At 56.6% G+C, this 20,422-nt stretch carries 17 protein-coding genes; 6 read left to right on the forward strand and 11 right to left on the reverse strand.

The genetic code is table 11. The annotated features are described in order from the left end of the window. Positions 1-157: 157 nt before the first annotated feature. On the reverse strand, positions 158-817 hold the full coding sequence (locus H8S59_RS12020) for a TetR/AcrR family transcriptional regulator (protein WP_187521538.1): 660 nt from the start codon (positions 815-817) through the stop codon (positions 158-160). Positions 818-907: 90 nt separating this feature from the next. On the opposite strand from H8S59_RS12020, the gene H8S59_RS12025 reads away from it, so the two are divergent. Then, positions 908-2,008 carry an efflux RND transporter periplasmic adaptor subunit gene (locus H8S59_RS12025; protein WP_187521539.1) on the forward strand — a complete coding sequence of 367 codons (1,101 nt, stop codon included), beginning with the start codon at positions 908-910 and terminating at the stop codon, positions 2,006-2,008. A gap of 6 nt (positions 2,009-2,014) precedes the next feature. After that, positions 2,015-5,083: an efflux RND transporter permease subunit gene (locus H8S59_RS12030; RefSeq protein WP_095094426.1), complete on the forward strand. Its 3,069-nt coding sequence runs from the start codon at positions 2,015-2,017 to the stop codon at positions 5,081-5,083. A 195-nt stretch (positions 5,084-5,278) separates the two neighbouring features. On the opposite strand, the gene H8S59_RS12035 is transcribed toward H8S59_RS12030, so the two are convergent. From H8S59_RS12035 to H8S59_RS12060, 6 genes are all read right to left on the reverse strand, one after another. Then, positions 5,279-5,968 carry a DUF4197 domain-containing protein gene (locus H8S59_RS12035; protein ID WP_187521540.1) on the reverse strand — a complete coding sequence of 230 codons (690 nt, stop codon included), beginning with the start codon at positions 5,966-5,968 and terminating at the stop codon, positions 5,279-5,281. 115 nt (positions 5,969-6,083) lie between these two features. Continuing rightward, positions 6,084-8,585 carry a glycerol-3-phosphate 1-O-acyltransferase PlsB gene (plsB, locus tag H8S59_RS12040; RefSeq protein ID WP_187521541.1) on the reverse strand — a complete coding sequence of 834 codons (2,502 nt, stop codon included), beginning with the start codon at positions 8,583-8,585 and terminating at the stop codon, positions 6,084-6,086. 257 nt (positions 8,586-8,842) lie between these two features. Further along, positions 8,843-9,220: a hypothetical protein gene (locus H8S59_RS12045; protein ID WP_187521542.1), complete on the reverse strand. Its 378-nt coding sequence runs from the start codon at positions 9,218-9,220 to the stop codon at positions 8,843-8,845. Between the two features lie 77 nt (positions 9,221-9,297). Then, a complete protein-coding gene (locus H8S59_RS12050) occupies positions 9,298-10,107 on the reverse strand; it encodes a putative RNA methyltransferase (protein ID WP_087274068.1) in 810 nt (269 codons plus the stop codon). After that, positions 10,107-11,258, reverse strand: a complete 1,152-nt coding sequence (gene dapE / locus H8S59_RS12055; RefSeq protein ID WP_095093604.1) for a succinyl-diaminopimelate desuccinylase — start codon at positions 11,256-11,258, stop codon at positions 10,107-10,109. The genes H8S59_RS12050 and dapE overlap by 1 nt, the downstream gene beginning before the upstream one ends. Positions 11,259-11,527: 269 nt before the next feature. After that, positions 11,528-11,812 (reverse strand): hypothetical protein, encoded by a 285-nt coding sequence (locus H8S59_RS12060; protein ID WP_187521543.1) that lies wholly within the window; start codon positions 11,810-11,812, stop codon positions 11,528-11,530. Positions 11,813-12,361: 549 nt separating this feature from the next. Between H8S59_RS12060 and H8S59_RS12065 the strand changes: the two genes are divergently transcribed. From H8S59_RS12065 to tcdA, 4 genes are all read left to right on the forward strand, one after another. Further along, entirely contained in the window at positions 12,362-13,588 is a 1,227-nt protein-coding gene (locus H8S59_RS12065) for an ATP-grasp domain-containing protein (RefSeq protein WP_187521544.1), read from the forward strand. Between the two features lie 149 nt (positions 13,589-13,737). After that, positions 13,738-15,105: an FAD/NAD(P)-binding protein gene (locus H8S59_RS12070; protein WP_187521545.1), complete on the forward strand. Its 1,368-nt coding sequence runs from the start codon at positions 13,738-13,740 to the stop codon at positions 15,103-15,105. Beyond that, positions 15,102-16,109: an AbrB family transcriptional regulator gene (locus tag H8S59_RS12075; protein WP_343073050.1), complete on the forward strand. Its 1,008-nt coding sequence runs from the start codon at positions 15,102-15,104 to the stop codon at positions 16,107-16,109. The genes H8S59_RS12070 and H8S59_RS12075 overlap by 4 nt, the downstream gene beginning before the upstream one ends. A gap of 122 nt (positions 16,110-16,231) precedes the next feature. Then, on the forward strand, positions 16,232-17,077 hold the full coding sequence (gene tcdA, locus H8S59_RS12080; RefSeq protein ID WP_187521546.1) for a tRNA cyclic N6-threonylcarbamoyladenosine(37) synthase TcdA: 846 nt from the start codon (positions 16,232-16,234) through the stop codon (positions 17,075-17,077). On the opposite strand, the gene H8S59_RS12085 is transcribed toward tcdA, so the two are convergent. Genes H8S59_RS12085 through H8S59_RS12100 form a run of 4 tightly spaced genes read right to left on the reverse strand, consistent with a single transcriptional unit; the run spans position 17,053 to position 20,138 of the window. Further along, on the reverse strand, positions 17,053-17,466 hold the full coding sequence (locus H8S59_RS12085) for a SufE family protein (RefSeq protein WP_187521547.1): 414 nt from the start codon (positions 17,464-17,466) through the stop codon (positions 17,053-17,055). The two genes, tcdA and H8S59_RS12085, sit on opposite strands and share 25 nt — an antisense overlap. Next, complete coding sequence (locus H8S59_RS12090) at positions 17,463-18,668, reverse strand: aminotransferase class V-fold PLP-dependent enzyme (protein ID WP_187521548.1); 1,206 nt, start codon at positions 18,666-18,668, stop codon at positions 17,463-17,465. Before H8S59_RS12090 ends, H8S59_RS12085 begins: the two co-directional genes overlap by 4 nt. Before the next feature lie 57 nt (positions 18,669-18,725). Further along, a complete protein-coding gene (gene dapD, locus H8S59_RS12095; RefSeq protein ID WP_187521549.1) occupies positions 18,726-19,760 on the reverse strand; it encodes a 2,3,4,5-tetrahydropyridine-2,6-dicarboxylate N-succinyltransferase in 1,035 nt (344 codons plus the stop codon). Positions 19,761-19,796: 36 nt separating this feature from the next. Beyond that, positions 19,797-20,138: an ArsC family reductase gene (locus tag H8S59_RS12100; RefSeq protein WP_187521552.1), complete on the reverse strand. Its 342-nt coding sequence runs from the start codon at positions 20,136-20,138 to the stop codon at positions 19,797-19,799. Positions 20,139-20,422: the final 284 nt, after the last annotated feature.

The raw sequence follows: 20,422 nt of genomic DNA on the forward strand, positions 1-20,422 counted from the left end.
ACAGGAACCACTGATGACGTGGGACCGGCTTTAGCCGGGAAGAGGCCAGTACATTCAGTACATCTTTATCGTCATGAATGCCGCCTTCCCGGCTAAAGCCGGTCCCACGTCAGATTGCAGGCGAACATAGAATCTTCCACAGAGACTAGTGCATCCATCAGACCCTATACGCCCGTATAAACAACTCCACCACGTCCTGCACATGCGCTTCTGCGCTGGCTTCATCCGGCCGTTCGCCGCAACCCACCAGCAGGCGGAAATTGCACACGCCTTTGATCAGGCTGAGAAAGTGCTCGGCAGCAGTTCTGGGGGATTCAAACTTCAGTTGCCCGCTATGCTCCAGGCGTCTCAGCAAACGCTCGGTTTCCTGAAGAATCCGCTGCGGTCCGGCTGCGAAAAATATCTGCGACAGCTTCGGATCCTGAGTACCCAGCGTCACCATCAACCGATGCAACTCCAGGGATTCAGGACTGTTGATCAGCACCTGAAAGCCCCGCGCAACACTCAGCAACAAGGTTTTTGCCGGCAAGTCGCGGTTCAATTCAACGAACAATTCCGGCAACTGTTCTTCGCAACGCGCCACTACTGCCGCAGTGAACAGCGTCTCCTTGTCGTTGAAGTGGCTGTACACCGTGAGCTTCGAAACCCCGGCCTCTGCGGCAACGGTATCCATGCTGGTGCTGGCGTAGCCATTGCGCACGAATAACTCTTTTGCGGCATCGAGAATGGCCTGGCGCTTGGCTTGATCTTTCGGTCGGCCGGGCCCCGGATTGCCCTGAGCGCTGGTGTAAGGGCTGCTTTGAGAATCGTCAGGCATGTTCGTTTAATAATGTACTGGTGAGTTTGGTAATTTTTAATATACTCGTCAGTACAATTATTCCAAGCTTCTTTTGCGAAGGGCTTCACCATGTCGCGCAAACTTCTGTGCCTCGTCCTGCCTCTGGGTCTGATGTCGTTGCTGTCTGGCTGTGGCCAGGACGCAACTGCACCGACCACGATTCGTCCCGCCATGGTTATTCAGCCATCGCCATCTGCGCAGTCCATGGACAGCTATCCCGGTGAAGTCCGCGCCCGCTTTGAGCCTGATCTGGCATTCCGGATCGGTGGCAAGGTCAGCAAACGCCTGGTGGAAGAGGGGCAACGGGTCAAGGCCAATCAGCCATTGGCCGAACTGGATGCCCAGGACGTGCGCCTGCAACTGGATGCCACGCGCGCGCAGGTCGCCGCGGCTGAGGCCAATTTGCAACTGGTGCGCTCCGAGCGTGACCGTTACAAGACTCTGATGGATCGGCAGATGGTCAGCCGTTCGCAATACGACAACGCCGAAAACCTCTATCGCTCCGGTGAGGCTCGCCTCAAACAGATCAAGGCCGAGCTGACCGTTGCCGACAATCAGACCAGCTACGCCGTGCTGCGCGCGCCTCAGGATGGTGTCGTGGCCAAGCGTCTTGTGGAAGTCGGTCAGGTCGTCGCTGCCGGGCAAACGGTCTTTACTCTCGCTGCTGATGGTGAGCGGGAAGTGCTGATCAGCCTGCCGGAGCAGAACTTTGCCCGCTTCAAGACGGGGCAGCCCGTCACCGTCGAGTTATGGACCCAGCGTGAACAACGCTTCCCCGGTCGCATTCGAGAGCTGTCCCCGGCGGCTGACCCGCGTTCGCGTACCTTCGCCGCACGTGTTGCATTTGCCAGCGGCAAGGTGCCTGCCGAGTTGGGCCAGAGTGCGCGGGTGTTCATTGAGACTGAGCACGCCGTGCCACTGGCGGTGCCGCTCTCGGCGGTGACGTCGGAAAATGGCATCAATTACGTCTGGCGAGTCGCGGCCGACAGCACCCTCAAGCGCGTTAATGTCCGGCTCGGGCCTTATGGTCAGGAATCGGTGCCGGTGCTTGAAGGACTGGCCGCCAGTGACTGGATCGTTGCCGCTGGTGTGCATGTGTTGCATGAAGGTGAGCAGGTGCGCCCTGTGGATCGTGAAAACCGTGCGGTCAAACTAGCAGCGAAGGAGTAAGCACGGATGCGATTCAATCTCTCCGAATGGGCACTGCGCAATCGGCAAATCGTCCTGTACCTGATGATCGTCCTGGCAGTCGTTGGCGCGCTGTCCTACACCAAGCTGGGACAGAGCGAAGACCCGCCATTCACCTTCAAAGCCATGGTGATTCGTACGCTGTGGCCCGGCGCCAGCGCTGAAGAGGTGGCGCGGCAAGTCACCGATCGCATCGAAAAGAAACTTATGGAAACCGGCGAGTACGACCGTATCGTCTCGTTCTCGCGACCGGGGGAATCCCAGGTCACGTTCATCGCCCGTGACTCGATCTTTTCCTCGTATCTGCCGGAGCTGTTCTATCAGATCCGCAAGAAGGTCGGCGACATTCGTCAGAACCTGCCGCCGGGAGTGCAAGGCCCGTTTTTCAATGATGAGTTCGGTACCACCTTCGGGAATATCTACGCGCTGTCCGGGAAGGGCTTCGACTATGCCGTGCTCAAGGATTATGCCGACCGCATCCAGCTTCAACTGCAACGCATCAACGACGTGGGCAAGGTCGAACTGATCGGCTTGCAGGACGAGAAGATCTGGATCGAGCTGTCCAACGTCAAGCTCGCCACCCTGGGGCTGCCGTTACAAGCCGTGCAGCAGGCGCTTGAGGCGCAGAACGCGGTCTCGGCCACCAGTTTCTTTGAAACCCCGAGCGAGCGTATTCAACTGCGCGTCAGCGGCCGCTTCCAGACGGTCGACGAGATCCGCGAATTCCCGATTCGCGTGGGTGATCGCACGCTGCGTATCCGTGATCTGGCCGAGGTGCATCGCGGCTTCAATGACCCGCCTGCGCCGCGCATGCGATTCATGGGCGAAGAGGCGATTGGTCTGGCGGTGGCGATGAAGCCGGGCGGCGATATTCTGGTGCTGGGCAAGGCGCTTGAGGGCGAGTTCGCCCGCCTGCAGAAAAACTTGCCGGCCGGGATGGAGCTGCGCAAAGTCTCCGATCAACCTGCTGCGGTGAAAACCGGGGTCGGTGAGTTCGTCCAGGTATTGGCTGAAGCGCTGGCGATTGTGTTGCTGGTGAGCTTCTTCTCGCTGGGCATGCGCACCGGCATGGTGGTCGCATTGGCGATCCCGCTGGTATTGGCCATGACTTTTGCCTGCATGTACTACCTGGGCATCGGCCTGCACAAGATTTCCCTCGGTGCGCTGGTGCTGGCGCTGGGTCTGCTGGTGGACGACGCGATCATCGCCGTGGAAATGATGGCGATCAAAATGGAGCAGGGCTACGACCGGCTGCGTGCCGCCAGCTTCGCCTGGACCAGCACCGCGTTCCCGATGCTGACCGGCACGCTGATCACCGCTGCTGGCTTCTTGCCGATTGCTACGGCGCAGTCGAGCACAGGCGAATACACTCGATCGATCTTTCAGGTGGTGACCATCGCGCTGCTGGCGTCATGGGTCGCTGCCGTGGTGTTCGTGCCGTATCTGGGCGAGCGGCTGTTGCCTGATCTGGCGAAGATTCACGCTAAAAAACATGGCTCAGGGCCTGATGCAGTCGATCCTCACGGGACGCCGTTCTACCAGCGGGTGCGGGCAATGGTGGGCTGGTGCGTGCGCTGGCGCAAAACAGTGATTGTCGCCACGGTGGCGCTGTTCGTCTTGTCGGTGCTGATGTTCAAGTTTGTCCCCCAGCAGTTCTTCCCGGCGTCTGGTCGGCTTGAACTGATGGTGGATTTGAAGCTGACTGAAGGCGCCTCCCTCAACAGCACGGCCGAACAGGTCAAGCGCCTGGAGCAGATGCTCAAGGATCATCCGGGGATCGACAATTACGTGTCCTATGTCGGGACCGGTTCACCGCGTTTCTATCTGCCCCTTGATCAACAACTGCCCGCAACCAGCTTTGCCCAGTTTGTGGTGTTGGCCAAAAGTATCGAAGAGCGCGAAGCCTTGCGGACCTGGCTTATCAGCAGCCTCAATGAACAATTCCCGACCTTGCGCTCACGGGTTACACGGCTGGAAAACGGCCCGCCTGTAGGCTACCCGGTGCAGTTCCGGGTCAGTGGTGAGCATATCGACGAGGTCCGTGAGTTAGCTCGCAAGGTCGCGGCCAGGGTGCGGGAAAATCCTCACGTTGCCAACGTCCATCTGGACTGGGAAGAGCCGAGCAAAGTGGTGTTCCTCAATCTGGATCAGGACCGTGCGCGCGCCTTGGGCGTGACCACGGCCGAACTGTCGAGATTCCTCCAGCGTTCGCTGACCGGTTCCAGCGTCAGCCAATACCGCGAAGACGATGAACTGATCGAAATCCTTCTGCGGGGCACGCCTGATGAGCGGCAGCAACTGGGGGCACTGGCGAGTCTGGCGGTGCCGACTGAAAACGGTACCAGCGTTGCGCTGTCACAGGTGGCGACACTTGAATACGGTTTCGAAGAGGGCGTGATCTGGCACCGTAATCGACTGCCCAACGTGACAGTCCGTGCGGATATTTACGGCAAGGAACAGCCTGCGACGCTAGTGCAGCAAATCCTGCCGACGCTGGCGGATGTGCGTAACGAACTGCCGGATGGTTATCTGCTGGAAGTCGGCGGAACCGTGGAAGACGCCGCCCGCGGGCAGAATTCGGTGAAGGCGGGCGTGCCGCTGTTTATCGTGGTGGTGCTGACCTTGCTGATGCTGCAACTGCGCAGCTTCTCCCGGATGCTGATGGTGTTCCTGACCGCACCGTTGGGATTGATCGGCGTGACGCTGTTCCTGCTGGTGTTCAATCAGCCATTCGGGTTCGTTGCCATGTTGGGCACCATCGCCTTGTCGGGGATGATCATGCGCAACTCGGTGATCCTGGTGGACCAGATTGAGCAGGATATTGCGGGAGGACTTGATCAGTGGTCGGCGATTATCGAAGCGACCGTGCGGCGTTTCCGGCCCATCGTCCTGACCGCACTGGCGGCGGTGCTGGCGATGATTCCGCTGTCACGCAGCGTCTTCTTCGGGCCGATGGCCGTGGCGATCATGGGGGGATTGATTGTCGCGACAGCATTGACGCTGCTGTTCCTGCCAGCGCTGTATGCGGCGTGGTTCAGGGTGAAGAAGGTGGAGTGAATTGCTCGCTCTCACAGGAAACACTGATGGCGTGGGACCGGCTTTAGCCGGGAAGGCTGTCTGTCAGATGCTACATATGCAGCGTCTGTCCTGGCTTCTTCCCGGCTAAAGCCGGTCCCACGTCACCATCTCAGCTTACAGGCCAATAGAATCCCCACAGGGATAGCATTTCAAATCAAGTATCTGTTTGGCGCGTTACAAAGCCCCAAACACCTTCTTGGCCAGGCTCGTCGCTGCCGCTGCGGGGTTGGCGCGGATGCTTTCTTCCTGCTTGGCGATCATTTCGAACAAGCCGTTCAATGCCTGTTCGGTCACGTAACCTTCGATGTTCGAGCTCTTGGCATCAAGCACACCCAGCGTTGCTGCCTGACCCGCGAAAGCGTTGTACTTCTGCGCCAGGCCCACTTTGTCGGTGGCCTGCTTGACGATAGGCAGGAATTTGGCGCGGATCTGCTCGCGGCTGCTGCTGTTCAGGTACTGAGTGGCTGAATCCTTGCCACCGCTGAGGATGCCTTTGGCGTCCGCCACGCTCATCTTTTTCACAGCATCCACCAGCAACGCCTGGGCCTGTGGAACGGCCGCTTCAGCGGCCTGGTTCATGCTGGTTTCCAGCTGGTCAACCTGGTCGCCCATGCCGAACTGCTTCATCTTCTTTGCGACTTTGCCCAGTTTGCCCGGCAGTTCGATGCGCACTTCCTCGTTGTTGCTGAAACCACCGGGTTTACCCAACTGCTTGACGGCGATCTGTGCCCCTTGGGTCAAGGCATCTTTCAGGCCGCCCGTAGCATCCGATTGCGAGAGATCGTTCAGTGACACGGCAAATACGCTGCTCGACAGCATCAGGCCCGCGCACAGGCTGGCAAACGTAAAGGGGAGACGGAACATGAGGGCATCCTTTTCTTTGAATTGGTTCGGAGACCGCGCCGAGCTGAACCTCGACGCGGTAATGCATAGAGCCTATCAGGAACTCAGTCTGGCTGGCTGCGCGGAATTCCCACGATCAGCGACTTTCCTCAACCTGCTCAGGTTCGCCAGGCTCCTCTGTTTGATGCAGCGCTACCTGACGAATCGACAGCCGGATTTCCGCAGGCAGCACGCGCTTGGCCGCACCTTCCGCCAGTTCACCCAGCAGCGGGTGATGGCTGAGTTTGCCGGCCGGATCCTTGCGCAGCACGCCCAGATCCAGCAGCGTCTGAATGAAATGCCGGAACAGGCTCTTGTCGAAAAACTCCGGCGCGTTCAGGCCGTGGAGAATGGATAGCCGCTGGGCCATCACCGTACACAGGTCTTCCAGCTCTTCGGCGCTGAGGGTCTTCTGCCCACTGTTGAGCAGCAAGGCGATGGCCATGTAGAAGCGCTGCAGGGTCTGAGCGATGGCCCGCGACAACAGGGTCAGTAGCACGAACTCTCGAGAGCTTGGCGCGGGGCGCAGGTAAACATTGTTTTCAAAGCGCAGCAGGCCTTGTTCGACGAAGGCTTGCAGCCATTGATCCACCACCTCGTCCAGCTCGTTCACCGGCCAGCGAATGAACAGCTCCGACTGCAGATACGGATACAGCGCCCGGGTGTAGCGCAGGATCTGCTCGCGGCTCATGCGCGACGAACTCTGGAAGAAACTGGCCAGCAGCGAGGGCAGGGCAAAGATGTGCAGAACGTTGTTGCGGTAGTAGGTCATCAATACCGCGTTCTGTTCGTCCAGATACAGGATTTTGCCCAAGGCATCCTTCTGTTCCGAAAGCAGGTTCATGTCTTTCACATGTTCAATCAATGCTCGGCCGTCGCCTTCCGGCAAGGTGGTGTGCGGCGAGTAAGGCACGCGGCGTAACAGGGTCAGGTACAGATCCAGCACCCGCTCCATGGCCTGATCGTCCAGCGCCAGTTTCTGAGTGGAGAGCAATGCCAGTGCCACCAGATTGACCGGATTGATCGCAGCGGCCTCGTTCAAGTGCTGAGCCACGCGTTCACCCAGGCGATTTGTGGTTTCGTTCAGCCAGTCCGGTTTGAACTGCGGGCCCAACTGCTGCTCGCGCCAGTCCGGTTGTTCGCTGTCGAGGAATTCAGCCAGCTTGATCGGTTCACCGAAGTTCACCGAGACCTGACCGAAGCGCTGCTTGAGCGCACCGATGACCTTGAAGATGTCGAAGATCGACTCTTTCTTTTTCGTTGCGCCGCGCAGCTCGCCCAGGTAAGTGCGACCTTCCAGTACACGCTCGTAACCGATGTACACCGGCACAAACACAATCGGCATCCGCGAGTTACGCAGAAAGCTGCGCAGGGTAATTGCCAGCATGCCTGTCTTGGGCTGCAGCATGCGTCCGGTCCTCGAGCGTCCGCCTTCGACGAAGTACTCCACCGGAAAACCCTTGGTGAACAGCGTGTGCAGGTACTCGTTGAAAACCGAGGTGTACAGCGGATTGCCTTTGAACGTGCGGCGCATGAAAAAAGCCCCGCCACGACGCAGCAGACCGCCAATCACCGGCATGTTCAGGTTGATGCCCGCCGCGATGTGCGGTGGCGTCAGACCGTTGCGGAACAGCAGATAGGACAGCAGCAGATAATCGATGTGGCTGCGATGGCACGGCACGTAAATGACCTCGTGACCCTGAGCAACTTCCTTCACGCCTTCGATATGGCTGACTTTGATGCCGTCGTAAATCTTGTTCCAGAACCAGCTCAGGATCACTTCCAGGAAGCGGATTGCTGAATAGGTGTAGTCCGAGGCGATCTCGTTGGCATAGCGCAGCGCCTGTTCCCGGGCTTTGGCTTCGGGGATTTTTTCCCTTTCGGCTTCTTCGAGAATGGCCTGTTTGACCAAGGGTTCGTCGAGCAGACCATTGACCAGATTGCGTCGGTGCGACACGTCGGGGCCGATGACGGCGGTCTTCAGGTTGCGGAAGTGCGTACGCAGCAGGCGCTGGGCCATACGCAGGGTCAGCTCATAGCCCTTGTTTTCATTGACCAGATCGCGCATGTGGATCGGCGCAGAGAACTGCACCCGCGTCTTGCGGCCCAGAATCAGAATGCTGACGAAACGTCGCAGACGACCGGTGACGGCCCAGCTGTCAGCAAACAATAATTTCCAGGCGCTTGATTCACGATCCGGCGACTGGCCCCAGAACACGCTGACCGGGATGATTTGCGCGTCCTCTGTCGCGTTCTGACTGACGGCGCTGACCAGTCGCTCAAGCGTCGGCGGCGCGCCGCGTTTGTCCTGGCGGCCCAACCAGTCTGGTGACGGCGTGAGGTAGAAGTACGCAGCCGGCTCAATCAGTTCACCCACCGATACCGGCAGGATAGGCCGCGGCAGTCCGGCTTTGCGGCATTCGGTATCGATCACCGCCAGATCGCTCATGGACGGCGACTGCAACGCGTAAAACACCGGGCGACTGCGATCCAGATTGAGCGTGAACGACGACTGATTGATGGTCTCGGAACGAACCCAGAGATAGAGCAGGCGGCGCAAGGTGCCGAATACAAGGCGGCGGAACGGTGATCGGGTCATACGGCATCTGCGAAAAGTGGGCGGTGCCCGCGAGGACGCTAGTGTGCCGTATCCGCGATGTATCGGCAAAAGAGCTATTGATCCCTGTGGGAGCCGGGCTTGCCCGCGATGGAGCTGGACGCAATGGGCCTGATAGTTGCAGTGGCCTTATCGCGGGCAAGCCTCGCTCCCACAGACTTTGCGCCACTCCAGATATTTGCGCGATGCCGCCCGTAAGCTTGCGGGCGAACATAGAATCGCCCACAGGAAAGAATGCTTTACGCCGTCTTCCAGGTAATCTCTTCCTCGCCATCAGCGCTGATACGAATCCAGCGATCAGCGGTTTCGTCGCTTTCCTCTTCAACCCAGGTGCCAGGGGCGCAGCGTACTTCTACGTTCAGGGCAGCGAATGCCGCGCGGGCGCAGGCGATGTCGTCTTCCCATGGCGTGTTGTCACCGTCCAGATGCAGGCTGTTCCATTTACCTACAGCCTTGGGCAGCCAGGTCACCGGGACGCTGCCCGCCTTGCACTTCCACGTCTGGCCTTTCTGTACCCAGTCGGTGCAAGGGCCGACCGCAATACTCAGCCACCCGGCAATAGCCTTGTGATCAACGTCGGTGTCCTTCAGGTAAATCTCGATATCGGGTTGGCGCATGGATGCCTCGTTATTAATTGAAAAAATCCATTCGCGGATTCAGTCGGATGCCCGCTAACAGGCATCTTCGTTGGTTGTTATTGCAATACGAAATAATCGTAGCGCATGGAAACGGTGACCTCGAAAGGTTCGGCCTGCTCAATGACATCCGCACGACGTTCTGCGCTGGCTCGCCAGCCGTGGGGCGTCATGGCCAGCAGGTTGGCGCGGGCCTGACCGTCAACAAGGCTCAGCTTGAAACGCAGGGTTTCGCTATGAGCCAGCGACATGCCTTCCGGCACCAAAGCCAGATGTTTGTCGTCGGCATAGTCCCGCACTTCGTCATAGAGCCGCTCGCGCAGTTCCATCAAGTGCTCGCTGGTCGGGCCGACCCGCATCAACCCGCCACCCGGCGTCAGCAGGCGCTTGGCCTCGTTCCAGTCCAGAGGGCTGAACACGCTGGCCAGAAACTGGCAGCTGGCGTCCGGCAGTGGCACGCGAGCCATGCTGGCGATCAACCATGTCAATTTCGGATTACGGCGGCAGGCGCGTTTGACCGCTTCGCGGGAGATGTCCAGCGCATAACCATCGGCGTCCGGCAGAGCTTCGGCGATTTGCGCGGTGTAATAACCCTCGCCACAACCGATGTCCAGCCAGCGCGCCGGAGCACGTTCGGCAGCCAGCTCCGCCAGACGCCTGGCCACCGGCGCGTAGTGACCGGCGTTAAGGAAGTCCCGGCGAGCCTCGACCATGGCTTGATTGTCACCAGGGTCGCGGCTGTTCTTGTGCTGCACCGGCAACAGGTTCAGATAACCCTGACGGGCGCGGTCGAAGCGGTGGTTGGCCGGGCAGGCCACGCCGTTGTCCACCGCAGTCAGCGGTGCGGAGCAGATCGGGCAGGTCAGCATCAGGCGAGCAACTTGACCAGAGTCTGGTAGTAAATCTCGGTCAGCACGTCGAGGTCGCTGGCCAGAATGCGCTCGTTGACCTGGTGAATCGTTGCGTTGACCGGGCCCAGCTCTACCACCTGCGTACCCAAGGTGGCGATGAATCGTCCGTCGGAGGTGCCGCCGCTGGTGGAAGCTTTGGTCTCACGGCCAGTGACGGCCTTGATGCTGGCCGAAACCGCATCGAGCAAATCGCCCGGCTCGGTGAGGAACGGCAGGCCGGACAACGCCCAGTCCACATGCCAGTCCAGGCCATGCTTGTCGAGGATGGTCGATACCCGCTGTTGCAAGCCCTCGACGGTGGATTCGGTAGAGAAGCGGAAGTTGAACACCGCTACCAGATCACCGGGGATCACGTTGGTCGCGCCCGTGCCGGAGTTCAGGTTGGAAATCTGGAAGCTGGTCGGCGGGAAGAAATCATTGCCTTCGTCCCAATGTTCGGCGGCGAGTTCTGCCAGAGCCGGAGCCGCCAGATGAATCGGGTTGCGCGCCAGATGTGGATACGCCACATGACCCTGCTTGCCGCGTACGGTCAGCGTCGCGCCAAGGGAGCCGCGACGGCCGTTCTTGACCACATCGCCCACCAGCGTGGTACTCGAAGGCTCGCCCACGATGCACCAGTCCAGCCGCTCGTTGCGCTCACGCAACCGCTCAACCACGGCCTTGGTGCCATGATGCGCCGGACCTTCTTCGTCGCTGGTGATCAGGAAAGTGACTTTGCCTTTGTGGTCAGGGTGATCAGCGACGAAACGCTCGGCAGCCACTACCATTGCGGCCAGACTGCCCTTCATATCGGCTGCGCCCCGCCCGCACAGCATGCCTTCTGCATCGATCAGCGCATCGAACGGATCGTTTTGCCAGGCTTGCACCGGGCCGGTCGGCACCACATCGGTGTGACCAGCAAAGCACAGCACCGGACCTTCGTTGTTGCCATGGCTGGCCCAGAAATTATCCACGTCCTCGATACGCATCGGCTCCAGCTTGAAGCCTGCGTCGCCAAGGCGCTGCATCATTACAGCCTGACAATCGGCATCAATGGGCGTGACCGAGGGACGACGGATCAGGTCGCAGGCAAGTTGCAGCGTAGGCGAAAGGTCGGCTGGGGCCGTCATGTACAAAACTCCGGTTGATAGCGCGGTGGACCTGTAGGAGCTGCCGCAGGCTACGAATTGCGATGCGTCAGGCTTATCACCTTCGCAGCTCTCGGCAGCTCCTGCAGATCGTATAAGGGCGCGAAAAAGGCGCCTATCTTAAAGCAAAACGGGGAGGGGAGGCCGCCGTTTAGTGATGTGCGGATTTAACCTGCCCACCGCCGGGTGGATTGGCCCTCGAAGGTCTGATAATCAAGCACCTCGGTCAGAATCAGAAGTGTCCACGATGACTAATCGTTGATGGTGGCGGGATGAGCCAATCCATCCAAGGTGGCGTTCATTAATCCACGGCTGGCGTCAATCAGGTGGGCGAGAACTTGGTTGATTGAGCGACATGTTTGGATATTGGCATCTACGGTTTCGTTGCAAAGAGTGCTGGCGCTGTCTAGGTTTAGCGCGATTTGCTCAAGGGCTTCTCGGAAAGGGATGCCAGGCTGCACTGAGAAGAGCGGTGCACCGGACAAGGTGGTTCCGAATTGAACCGAAGTGGTTACAGTTGAGGTTTTGTTAGTCATTCGAGCGTTTCCTTTAAGAGTGAACGCCAAAAAATTCGCCGTCAAACGAATAGGGTGGCGGCGGTGCAAGGGTTGACGGACCGGTCAAAAGATAAACCCGGCGCACCCTAGGGTGCCCCTGGCACAGCCGCCATAAAGCTGTAAGCCGAACACTAGCGTGCACGACAACAGCGCCAGCATCTGCGCTCATCTTTTAAGTTCGGAGGCCGTCAAACCTCATCACGAATTGATCGTGACGCGGCGAGAATAGGGGCTGTTTTTCTCGTGGTCAACTACCTAGTGCTCAAATAAAAGGGTCGCGATGTTTCTGATAGTTATTTAGGAATAGTCTGGCATATTTTATTAATTGTGCGGTGCATACTGGCCGCCTATCATTTCAACAAAGTAAAAGCTTGCCAGATTTCCTACAGTCGTTTCCGTTGAGCTTGCCCCCTCGGTACTGAGCTGGCGTCGGAAGGTGGAGGCGGAGTTGTCGGAGCTTTCTTTGTTGGTGTGTGCGCCATTTTTAGTCTGTGTTAACTAACTTCATTATCATGTGTGGGCTTTTCCTTGAGTTTATTAATATTATTTGCGCCAGTAAAAATATTGCTTCAGCATTCAGAGGATGAGTGGGCAAGTATTTTAGGTCGTGATTTTCTGGTCTACAGCGACATGGATGGAAAAGAACTTCTGCTGGAAAAGTTTCCTACTCTGTACTCCTCATTTCGGCTTTACGAAAATTTCAGTGAATCAGCTATTGTCGAGCTAGAGGCATTGGCTGCTGCGAAAAAATTTGGAGCCAGGGCCGTTATTGCTTTAGCTGAAGTCGATTTATTAAGAGTCGCTAGGATCAAGGATCGATTGCACGGCTCGATGACGCGTTATGAAGAGTCAACCTTGCTTTATCGAGACAAGTTTTTAATGAAGCAACGATTGGCCCAGCATGGTATCGCAATCAATCCTATGTCAATAGTGTCCTCAGCATGCGATGTACAAGACTTTGTCGAACGATATGGCTATCCCATTGTTGTTAAGCCGCGGGACGGTCGAGGCTCTGGAGGCGTATGTGTGCTACACAACAACATTGAGCTGCACGAGTATCTACAGAATCAGAATGGCACTACTTTTCTTAATCTCATGGTTGAAAAGTATATTAATGCGCCCTTGTTGAATGTCAATGGTCTCTATGTCAATGGGCGGCCGATAATAATTTCGCCCGTTCGCTCTACTGTTACCTGTCTAGATTTTATGGCTGGCCAGAGTCTTGGTTTTCAAATGCTGTCCCTGCACAACCCGCTACACAAGCGCTGTGTGGAGTTGACAAGGCGTATTGTCGAACATGCGCTTCCACCCCTTGGCACAATGATGTTCCATCTGGAAGTCTTTATTGATGGCGATGAAATAGTTGTCTGTGAAATTGCGTGTCGTCTTGGCGGGTGTAGTGTCAATCAGGAGTTGACTGAAGCTTTTGGTATCAATCCCCGGTTTACTCTGATTGATGCTGAAATGGGAGGTGAATCTTTATTGCTGAAAGAAATTACTCAGCCCCTACGTCTGTTAGGTCAGCTTAACATTCCTCCCTCCAGCGGAACGTTAATAGATTTTCCTGAGCGCGTTGAATTGCCATTCATTCGTTATTGCTCGCTAACCGCTAGAAAAGGGGCGGACTATACAGGGATGAAGTTTACCAATGGAGAGATTGTATCCGCTATCGTTGAAGGGGATAGCGAGGAACAGGTGACTGCTCATTTGTCTCTGGTAGATAAGTGGGTCAGGGACAAAAGTGTTTGGGAGTAAGTTTTGTCCTCGTTCAGGGTGGCAGCACTGCAGAGTACGTAGATCTGTAGCGGTCCGGAGGATTTAGTCATGGGTCTGTCTGGCTGAGCGTAGTGGGATTTGCGGTTAGGTAGCACGCTTAAGGTGGGGATGGATAATGGGTGAAGGGAATGGTTAAAGTAGCTGTAGTAGGGCTGGGGTATAGCGGTGCGATTGTCGTTGAACGATTAAAGCATCTTGCGTCAGATATTTCGATTGATATTTATGAAAGTTCAACTAGTGCTGGGGCTGGGCAAGCCTATCAAAAAGACCTTTTTAGAAATTTAGTTAACCGCCCTGCTGGTTTAATGTATCTGCGCGAGCGCGGCGACTTTCAGCGGTGGTTAGATGAGTACGGTGTGAGGAAGCTTGGAGATTATCAACCGAGGTCCCTGTTTGGGAGCTTTGTCGAGGAGGCGTTAACACTGTCTTTACAGGAATATTCGGTAATCAACTCTTATCGAGAGAGCGTCGTTGATGTCGTGGGATATCACGAAAAATACTCTCTTGTCACATGCGTTGGGCGGCGTCATGGTTATGATGCTGTTGTGCTTGCGACCGGTAATCCAGAGCCAGAAGATGTTTATAGATTACAAGGAAATCCTGGGTATATTAATAATCCATATCCTACGACAAAGCTTGCTGATGTTCGCTCCCTTGATATAGGTGTGTTGGGGAGTCAGTTGTCAGCTATCGATGCAGCACTTGGTTTGCTGGAGAGGAATCCTCAGTGTCGCGTGACTATGCTGACCCGTAACAGTAAAATTCCCAACTATAGCGAGCGTTATTTTCCCCGTCCTTTAAAAGTGCTAAGTGAGCATAACGTTGAGCAGCGACTGAAGTTAAGCTGCTCAGGTCTCAAGACAGTACAGCTTATGTTTGATGAGGAGTTTGAATCGCAAAATATTGACGTGAATATTCAGAGCCTAATGCGTGATTGTCGTCAGGTATCAGTTGCGAGAGAGGATATTTACTCTGTACTTTCCTCCACTAACTTAATTGTTCCCGCAATCTGGAACTCATTGTCCGGACGAGAGAAGCGAATTTTTGCTCGTCGCTACAAAGGCGCTTGGCGCCAACTTCGAGTACCTATTCCAGCGGAGAACTGGGAAAAACTACAAAGCCACTTACGTTCTGGGCGGTTAGAGTGTCGTGTAGGCTTGAAAAATATTAGCTTTAAAGAAGGTGTCTTCCTAGCGAAAGGGCGAGATTTTGAACAAGGCTTTTCTGTAATGCTTAATGCTACAGGTGTGGGCGATGCCGTATCGGGATTGCTTTACCAAAATCTCGCCTTGGCGGGTATGTGCGTCAAGCATGCATATGGCGGGATTAACGTAAATTATAGTGACTGTCGATTGATCGGTGAACACGGGGATTCTAATATTTTTGCTATGGGTGCTCCCACCTCAGGTGTGTTCTATTCAGTTAGCAATATCGATGTTCTTCAGATGCAGGCGGAAAGCATTTGCAACAGTATCCGGGCAATCGCGTGTAAATGATGAAAACTATATTGCTGTTGTCGATCGCTGCCGTAGCGGGATTGTTATTAGAGTTCTGTGGCTTTCCGCAAGGTATCCTTATTGGCTCACTGCTTGCCTCCGCACTGGCGTTTAGCAAACTTCGCGTCACTCTCTCGCTGCGTTTTGGCCTTGGATATGTGCAAATTGTATTAGGAATTTCGACTGGCTTGGTGTTCGCTTCCTGGGGAGGGCAAGAAGCTTTTTTTATGCTGCCCAGTTTGTTTTTTCTACTGCTATGCCTGATTTTGCAGGTGGCAGTGTCTGGATGCTGGCTGCTCAAGGTTGAACGCTGGACGCTGAAAGACTCTCTTTTAGCAGTGTATCCGGGGGCTCTTGCTGCTGTTTTTGATTTGTTAGAGTCAGCGAAAGCTTCAAATAAGGTGATGGTCGTGCACGTGATCCGCCTCTTGACGATCACTGTGCTGGTCAGTCTTTGCATTCCGGGTGATGCGAGCATCGTGAAGGCCCATGGTCGTCCTCTTGATTTGGAGATCGCTCTGATTTTGCTTTCTCTGACCATTTTGAGTCTGTTGCTTGGCCGTTTGCTCATGGGTTTTGGTGTGCCTGCGCCGTTTATGCTTATGGCAATCATCACGACGGGCATAAGTATCAAGCTGGGCTACCTCCATGGGTTCAAAATGCCGCAATGGAGTTTGGATTTAGCTGCAGTCATTCTAGGGGTTTTGATCGGATCGAAATTCAAGGACATTAATTTCTCGGATATCGTTAGCCACGGACGCGCTGGGTTTTTGTCCGTAGCTCTTATGTTGCTAGTTGCAGCAGTATTCGCTAGTTCGGTCGGCTGGATTTTGGAAAGCGATCCTTTCTCGCTGTGGTTGGCCTATATGCCCGGTGCTATTGAGACCATCGCCATAGTCGCGTTCAGCAGTGGGCTGAATATTGTATTTATCCTTTCCCATCATTTGGTGCGAATGATCCTCCTGCACTTCGCGCCAGCGTTGATCGTCCGGCTACGTCGCTAATGTCTAGGTCCGGAAATCATCAAACTGCCCCTTCAGTACACTTTCTGACCAATCACCCACCTTCAGGATGCCCTAACTTCACCAAAGCCCTATAATGCGCGCCGGTTTTTGGGGTATTGGTCATGAGTTCAGAAGATCCGCGTTTTGCAGGTATCGCCCGTTTGTACGGCATCGAAGGTCTGGAGCGGCTGCGGGCTGCCCATATTGCTGTGGTCGGTATCGGCGGTGTCGGTTCCTGGGCGGCCGAAGCCATGGCGCGTTCTGGGGTGGGCGAGATTTCCCTGTTCGATCTGGACGACGTCTGCGTCAGCAACAGCAACCGTCAGTTGCATGCGCTGGACAGCACCGTTGGCCGCCCGAAAGTTGAAGTGATGGCTGAGCGTCTGCGGGCGATCAATCCTGATTGCATTGTGCACGCCGTGGCTGACTTCGTGACCCGCGATACCATGGCCGAGTACATCACGCCCGATCTGGATTGCGTGCTGGATTGCATTGACGCCGTCAACGCCAAGGCTGCGCTGATTGCCTGGTGCAAGCGTCGCAAGATTCAGATCATCACCACCGGCGGTGCTGGCGGGCAAATTGATCCGACGCTGATTCAGGTCTGCGACCTTAACCGTACCTTCAACGATCCACTGGCTTCAAAAGTACGCTCAACCCTGCGCCGCGACTACGGCTTCTCGCGCACCATGAACCGCCATTACAGCGTGCCATGTGTGTTTTCCACTGAGCAGCTGCGCTATCCCAAGCCGGACGGCAGCATTTGCCTACAGAAGAGTTTTGTCGGGGATGGGGTCAAGCTGGATTGCGCCGGTGGGTTTGGCGCGGTGATGATGGTGACAGCGACCTTCGGTATGGTCGCGGCCACCAAAGCCGTGGACAAGATTGTTGCAGGTGTACGTCGCCCATCGGAGCGGGCCAAACCGGTCTCGGTACCGCCGCCTCAGCCCGCCGCTTCTGTCAGCTGACGCATCCTCTGCAGCACGGCATTCAGACCATTGCTGCGTGAGGGAGACAGCTGACGGCTCAAGCCGAGCTGGTTGAACCAGTCGGGCAAGTCCACTTGCTGGAGTTCCTGCGCCGACAGGCCATTCACCCGAGCCAGCAACAGCGCCACCAGACCACGAATCATCCGCGCATCGCTGGCGGCGCGAAATTGCCATTGGCTGTTCGTCATCTCACCCAATAGCCAGACTTTGCTTTCGCAGCCGTGGACCAGGTTTTCGTCTGACTTTTCATCGTCGTGCAGTGCAGGCAAGCGCTCGCCCCATTGCATGAGCAATCGTGCACGTTGCTCCCAGCCCTGTGGTTGAGCGAAGGTGTCCAGTGCGGTTTGTGCGTCGACGGGCAGGGTCATCGCAATAACTCCAGCGCCTGATCCAGCGCGTTGAAGAAGTGCTGCAAGTCACTGGAGTCGTTATACAGCGCCAGAGAAACCCGTATCGCTCCCGACAGGCCGAGGCTTTTCAGCAATGGCATGGCGCAGTGATGACCTGCCCGCACGGCGATGCCCTGTTCAGTGAGCAGATGCGCGAGGTCGGCGTTGTGTACGCCGTCCACGACGAAGCTGACCAGCGCCAGTTGCGGCTCGCCCAGTACGCGGACTCCGTCCCGCTGACACAAACCCTCGAGCAGCATGGCATGCAGACCTGCTTCATGCTCCAGTACTGCGCGGTGATCGAGGCTCTGCAAATAATCCAGCGTCGCGCCAAGGCCGATCACTCCGGCAATCGGCGGTGTCCCGGCCTCGAAGCCCAGCGGTGCCGGGCGGAATTTCGCCTGATCGTAATCAGTCGTCAGGACCATCTCGCCGCCGAACTGCCAGTGTTGCAGACGCGGCAGCACGTCATTGCGGCCATACAGAATGCCGACGCCTTCCGGGCCGTACAGCTTGTGACTGGAAAACACGTAGAAGTCGCAGCCCAGTGCCTGCACGTCATGTCGACCATGGACGACACCTTGAGCGCCATCGACGACCGTCAGTGCGCCTTGGGCCTTGGCCAGTGCGAGTAATTCCGGCAGTGGCTGCCAGGCACCCAGCACGTTGGACAGTTGGCTCACCGCGAGCAGGCGGGTGCGCTTGCCGATCAGTTGCGCAGCGGCGTTCAGGTCGATCAGCCCCTGTTCATTGAGCGGCAGAATGACCAGCTTCAGATTGCGCCGTTGAGCCAGTTGCTGCCAGGGCAACAGGTTGGCGTGATGTTCCAGCGCGCTGATGGCGATCTCATCACCCGCCACGAACTCATGCTCCAGGCCGTAGGCCAGTAGATTGAGGGCAGAAGTAGCGCCATGGGTAAAAACAATCTGACCTGTCTCACCGGCATTCAGCCAATGAGCGACCTTGCTGCGGCTGTTCTCGAATGCCTGAGTCGCGTGCGTACCCGGCAGATGCTGTGCACGATGCACATTGGCTGCGCCGTTGGCGTAGTAATGGTTCAGAGCGTCGAGCAGGGCTTGAGGTTTCTGGGTGGTCGCGGCATTGTCCAGATAGGTCTGGCCTTGCCGTTGCAGGGCGTCGATGGCTGGGAAGTCATCGCGCCAGGGAGAAGAAAGGGGCATGTACTTTGACTCGGTGAGTCAGGCCCGATCTTGCGATCGGACCTGATGCAGCATCGATCAGTTGTGAGCGTGCAGCGCTTCGTTCAGCTCGATAGCCGACTTGTGGGTTTTGCATTCCACAGCGCCGGTTTCCGAGTTGCGACGGAACAGCAGGTCAGGCTGACCAGCCAGATCACGGGCTTTGACGATTTTGACCAGTTTGTTCTGATCATCCAGCAGCGCAACCTTGGTGCCAGCGGTCACGTACAGACCCGACTCCACGGTGTTGCGGTCGCCCAACGGGATGCCGATACCGGCGTTGGCACCGATCAGGCAGCCTTCGCCGACCTTGATGACGATGTTGCCGCCACCGGACAGGGTGCCCATGGTGGAGCAACCGCCGCCCAGGTCAGAACCCTTGCCAACGAATACGCCAGCAGAGACACGACCTTCGATCATGCCCGGGCCTTCGGTGCCAGCGTTGAAGTTGACGAAACCTTCGTGCATCACGGTAGTGCCTTCGCCGATGTAGGCGCCCAGGCGGATACGCGCGCTGTCGGCGATACGCACGCCGGTCGGCACGACGTAGTCAGTCATTTTCGGGAATTTGTCGACGGAGAAAACTTCCAGCAGCTCACCCTTGAGGCGTGCTTCCAGTTGTCGCGGAGCCAATTCGGTCAAGTCAATGGCGCCCTGGCTGGTCCAGGCAACGTTTGGCAGCAGCGGGAAAATCCCGGCCAGACTCAGGCCATGCGGTTTGACCAGACGATGGGACAGCAGATGCAGCTTGAGGTAAGCCTCAGGGGTGGACGTCAGCGCAGCATCTTCGGCGAGCAGGGTCGCGACCAATGGCTTGTGGCTCTCAGCCAGACGGGTCAGCAATGCAGCCTGACCAGCGTCAACGGACTTGAGGGCTTCAGCCAGCTTCGACGCCTGATCGGTGTTGAAGGTAATGGCCTGGTTGCCACCGGTGTAACCCAGTACAGGTGTAACCGCTGCGATCAATTCGGCGGACGGGTTGATCAGTGGCTGGGCGTAGAAAACTTCCAGCCATGCGCCTTGACGGTTTTGAGTGCCGACACCGAAGGCGAGGCTGAATAGGGTAGTGGACATGGAAATACCTCTTACTAATTTAAAGGGCTATCTCAGTCAGGCGATAGCCGCTGCATACAGTTCTGGTTTGAAGCCGATCAGGGTTCTGTCGCCGAGGTCGAGCACCGGGCGCTTGATCATCGACGGTTGAGCGAGCATCAGTTCAATCGCTTTATCCTGATCGAGGTCGGCTTTCTGCGCCTCGTCCAGCTTGCGAAAGGTGGTGCCTGCACGGTTCAACACTGTCTGCCAGCCGTGCTCGTTGCACCACCGGGTCAGATGTTCGCGATCAATGCCTTGGGTTTTATAGTCGTGAAAATCGTAGCTCACCGGCTTTTCATCGAGCCACGTGCGAGCCTTTTTCATCGTGTCGCACGCTTTGATCCCATACAGGTGCAACTTGTTGATTTCATCAGCCACGAGCTTGCCCCCTTTGAGACGGTTGAAAAACGGTCACGGATTATGCCACGGACAGGCAGGCTGGGCGTGTACTGCCGACGTGTTTATATAGCCGGGCATGACTTTTTTGCCAGGGTTATGCCAATGAGTGACGGTGCAACAATATCTTAGGCCGCCAATATGGCACTTCGATGGGCCTTATATGGATTTACCAGTGTGGCCTTGCATGCGCCCTGTGAGGGCAGTGTGGCGTGATCCGGATGTTGGCGACGTGGGACCGGCTT

The sequence above is a fragment of the Pseudomonas folii genome, from assembly GCF_014357575.1.
Taxonomy (GTDB): domain Bacteria; phylum Pseudomonadota; class Gammaproteobacteria; order Pseudomonadales; family Pseudomonadaceae; genus Aquipseudomonas; species Aquipseudomonas folii.

What these genes read in the sequence shown, in the direction of transcription:
- plsB (WP_187521541.1), bottom strand. Translation starts at nt 8,585, where the DNA reads ATGACCCGATCACCGTTCCGCCGCCTTGTATTCGGCACCTTGCGCCGC.
- dapD (WP_187521549.1), bottom strand. Translation starts at nt 19,760, where the DNA reads ATGTCCACTACCCTATTCAGCCTCGCCTTCGGTGTCGGCACTCAAAAC.
- H8S59_RS12030 (WP_095094426.1), top strand. Translation starts at nt 2,015, where the DNA reads ATGCGATTCAATCTCTCCGAATGGGCACTGCGCAATCGGCAAATCGTC.
- H8S59_RS12060 (WP_187521543.1), bottom strand. Translation starts at nt 11,812, where the DNA reads ATGACTAACAAAACCTCAACTGTAACCACTTCGGTTCAATTCGGAACC.
- H8S59_RS12090 (WP_187521548.1), bottom strand. Translation starts at nt 18,668, where the DNA reads ATGCCCCTTTCTTCTCCCTGGCGCGATGACTTCCCAGCCATCGACGCC.
- H8S59_RS12085 (WP_187521547.1), bottom strand. Translation starts at nt 17,466, where the DNA reads ATGACCCTGCCCGTCGACGCACAAACCGCACTGGACACCTTCGCTCAA.
- H8S59_RS12050 (WP_087274068.1), bottom strand. Translation starts at nt 10,107, where the DNA reads ATGCTGACCTGCCCGATCTGCTCCGCACCGCTGACTGCGGTGGACAAC.
- H8S59_RS12070 (WP_187521545.1), top strand. Translation starts at nt 13,738, where the DNA reads ATGGTTAAAGTAGCTGTAGTAGGGCTGGGGTATAGCGGTGCGATTGTC.
- H8S59_RS12020 (WP_187521538.1), bottom strand. Translation starts at nt 817, where the DNA reads ATGCCTGACGATTCTCAAAGCAGCCCTTACACCAGCGCTCAGGGCAAT.
- dapE (WP_095093604.1), bottom strand. Translation starts at nt 11,258, where the DNA reads ATGACGGCCCCAGCCGACCTTTCGCCTACGCTGCAACTTGCCTGCGAC.
- H8S59_RS12025 (WP_187521539.1), top strand. Translation starts at nt 908, where the DNA reads ATGTCGCGCAAACTTCTGTGCCTCGTCCTGCCTCTGGGTCTGATGTCG.
- H8S59_RS12035 (WP_187521540.1), bottom strand. Translation starts at nt 5,968, where the DNA reads ATGTTCCGTCTCCCCTTTACGTTTGCCAGCCTGTGCGCGGGCCTGATG.
- tcdA (WP_187521546.1), top strand. Translation starts at nt 16,232, where the DNA reads ATGAGTTCAGAAGATCCGCGTTTTGCAGGTATCGCCCGTTTGTACGGC.
- H8S59_RS12045 (WP_187521542.1), bottom strand. Translation starts at nt 9,220, where the DNA reads ATGCGCCAACCCGATATCGAGATTTACCTGAAGGACACCGACGTTGAT.
- H8S59_RS12075 (WP_343073050.1), top strand. Translation starts at nt 15,102, where the DNA reads ATGATGAAAACTATATTGCTGTTGTCGATCGCTGCCGTAGCGGGATTG.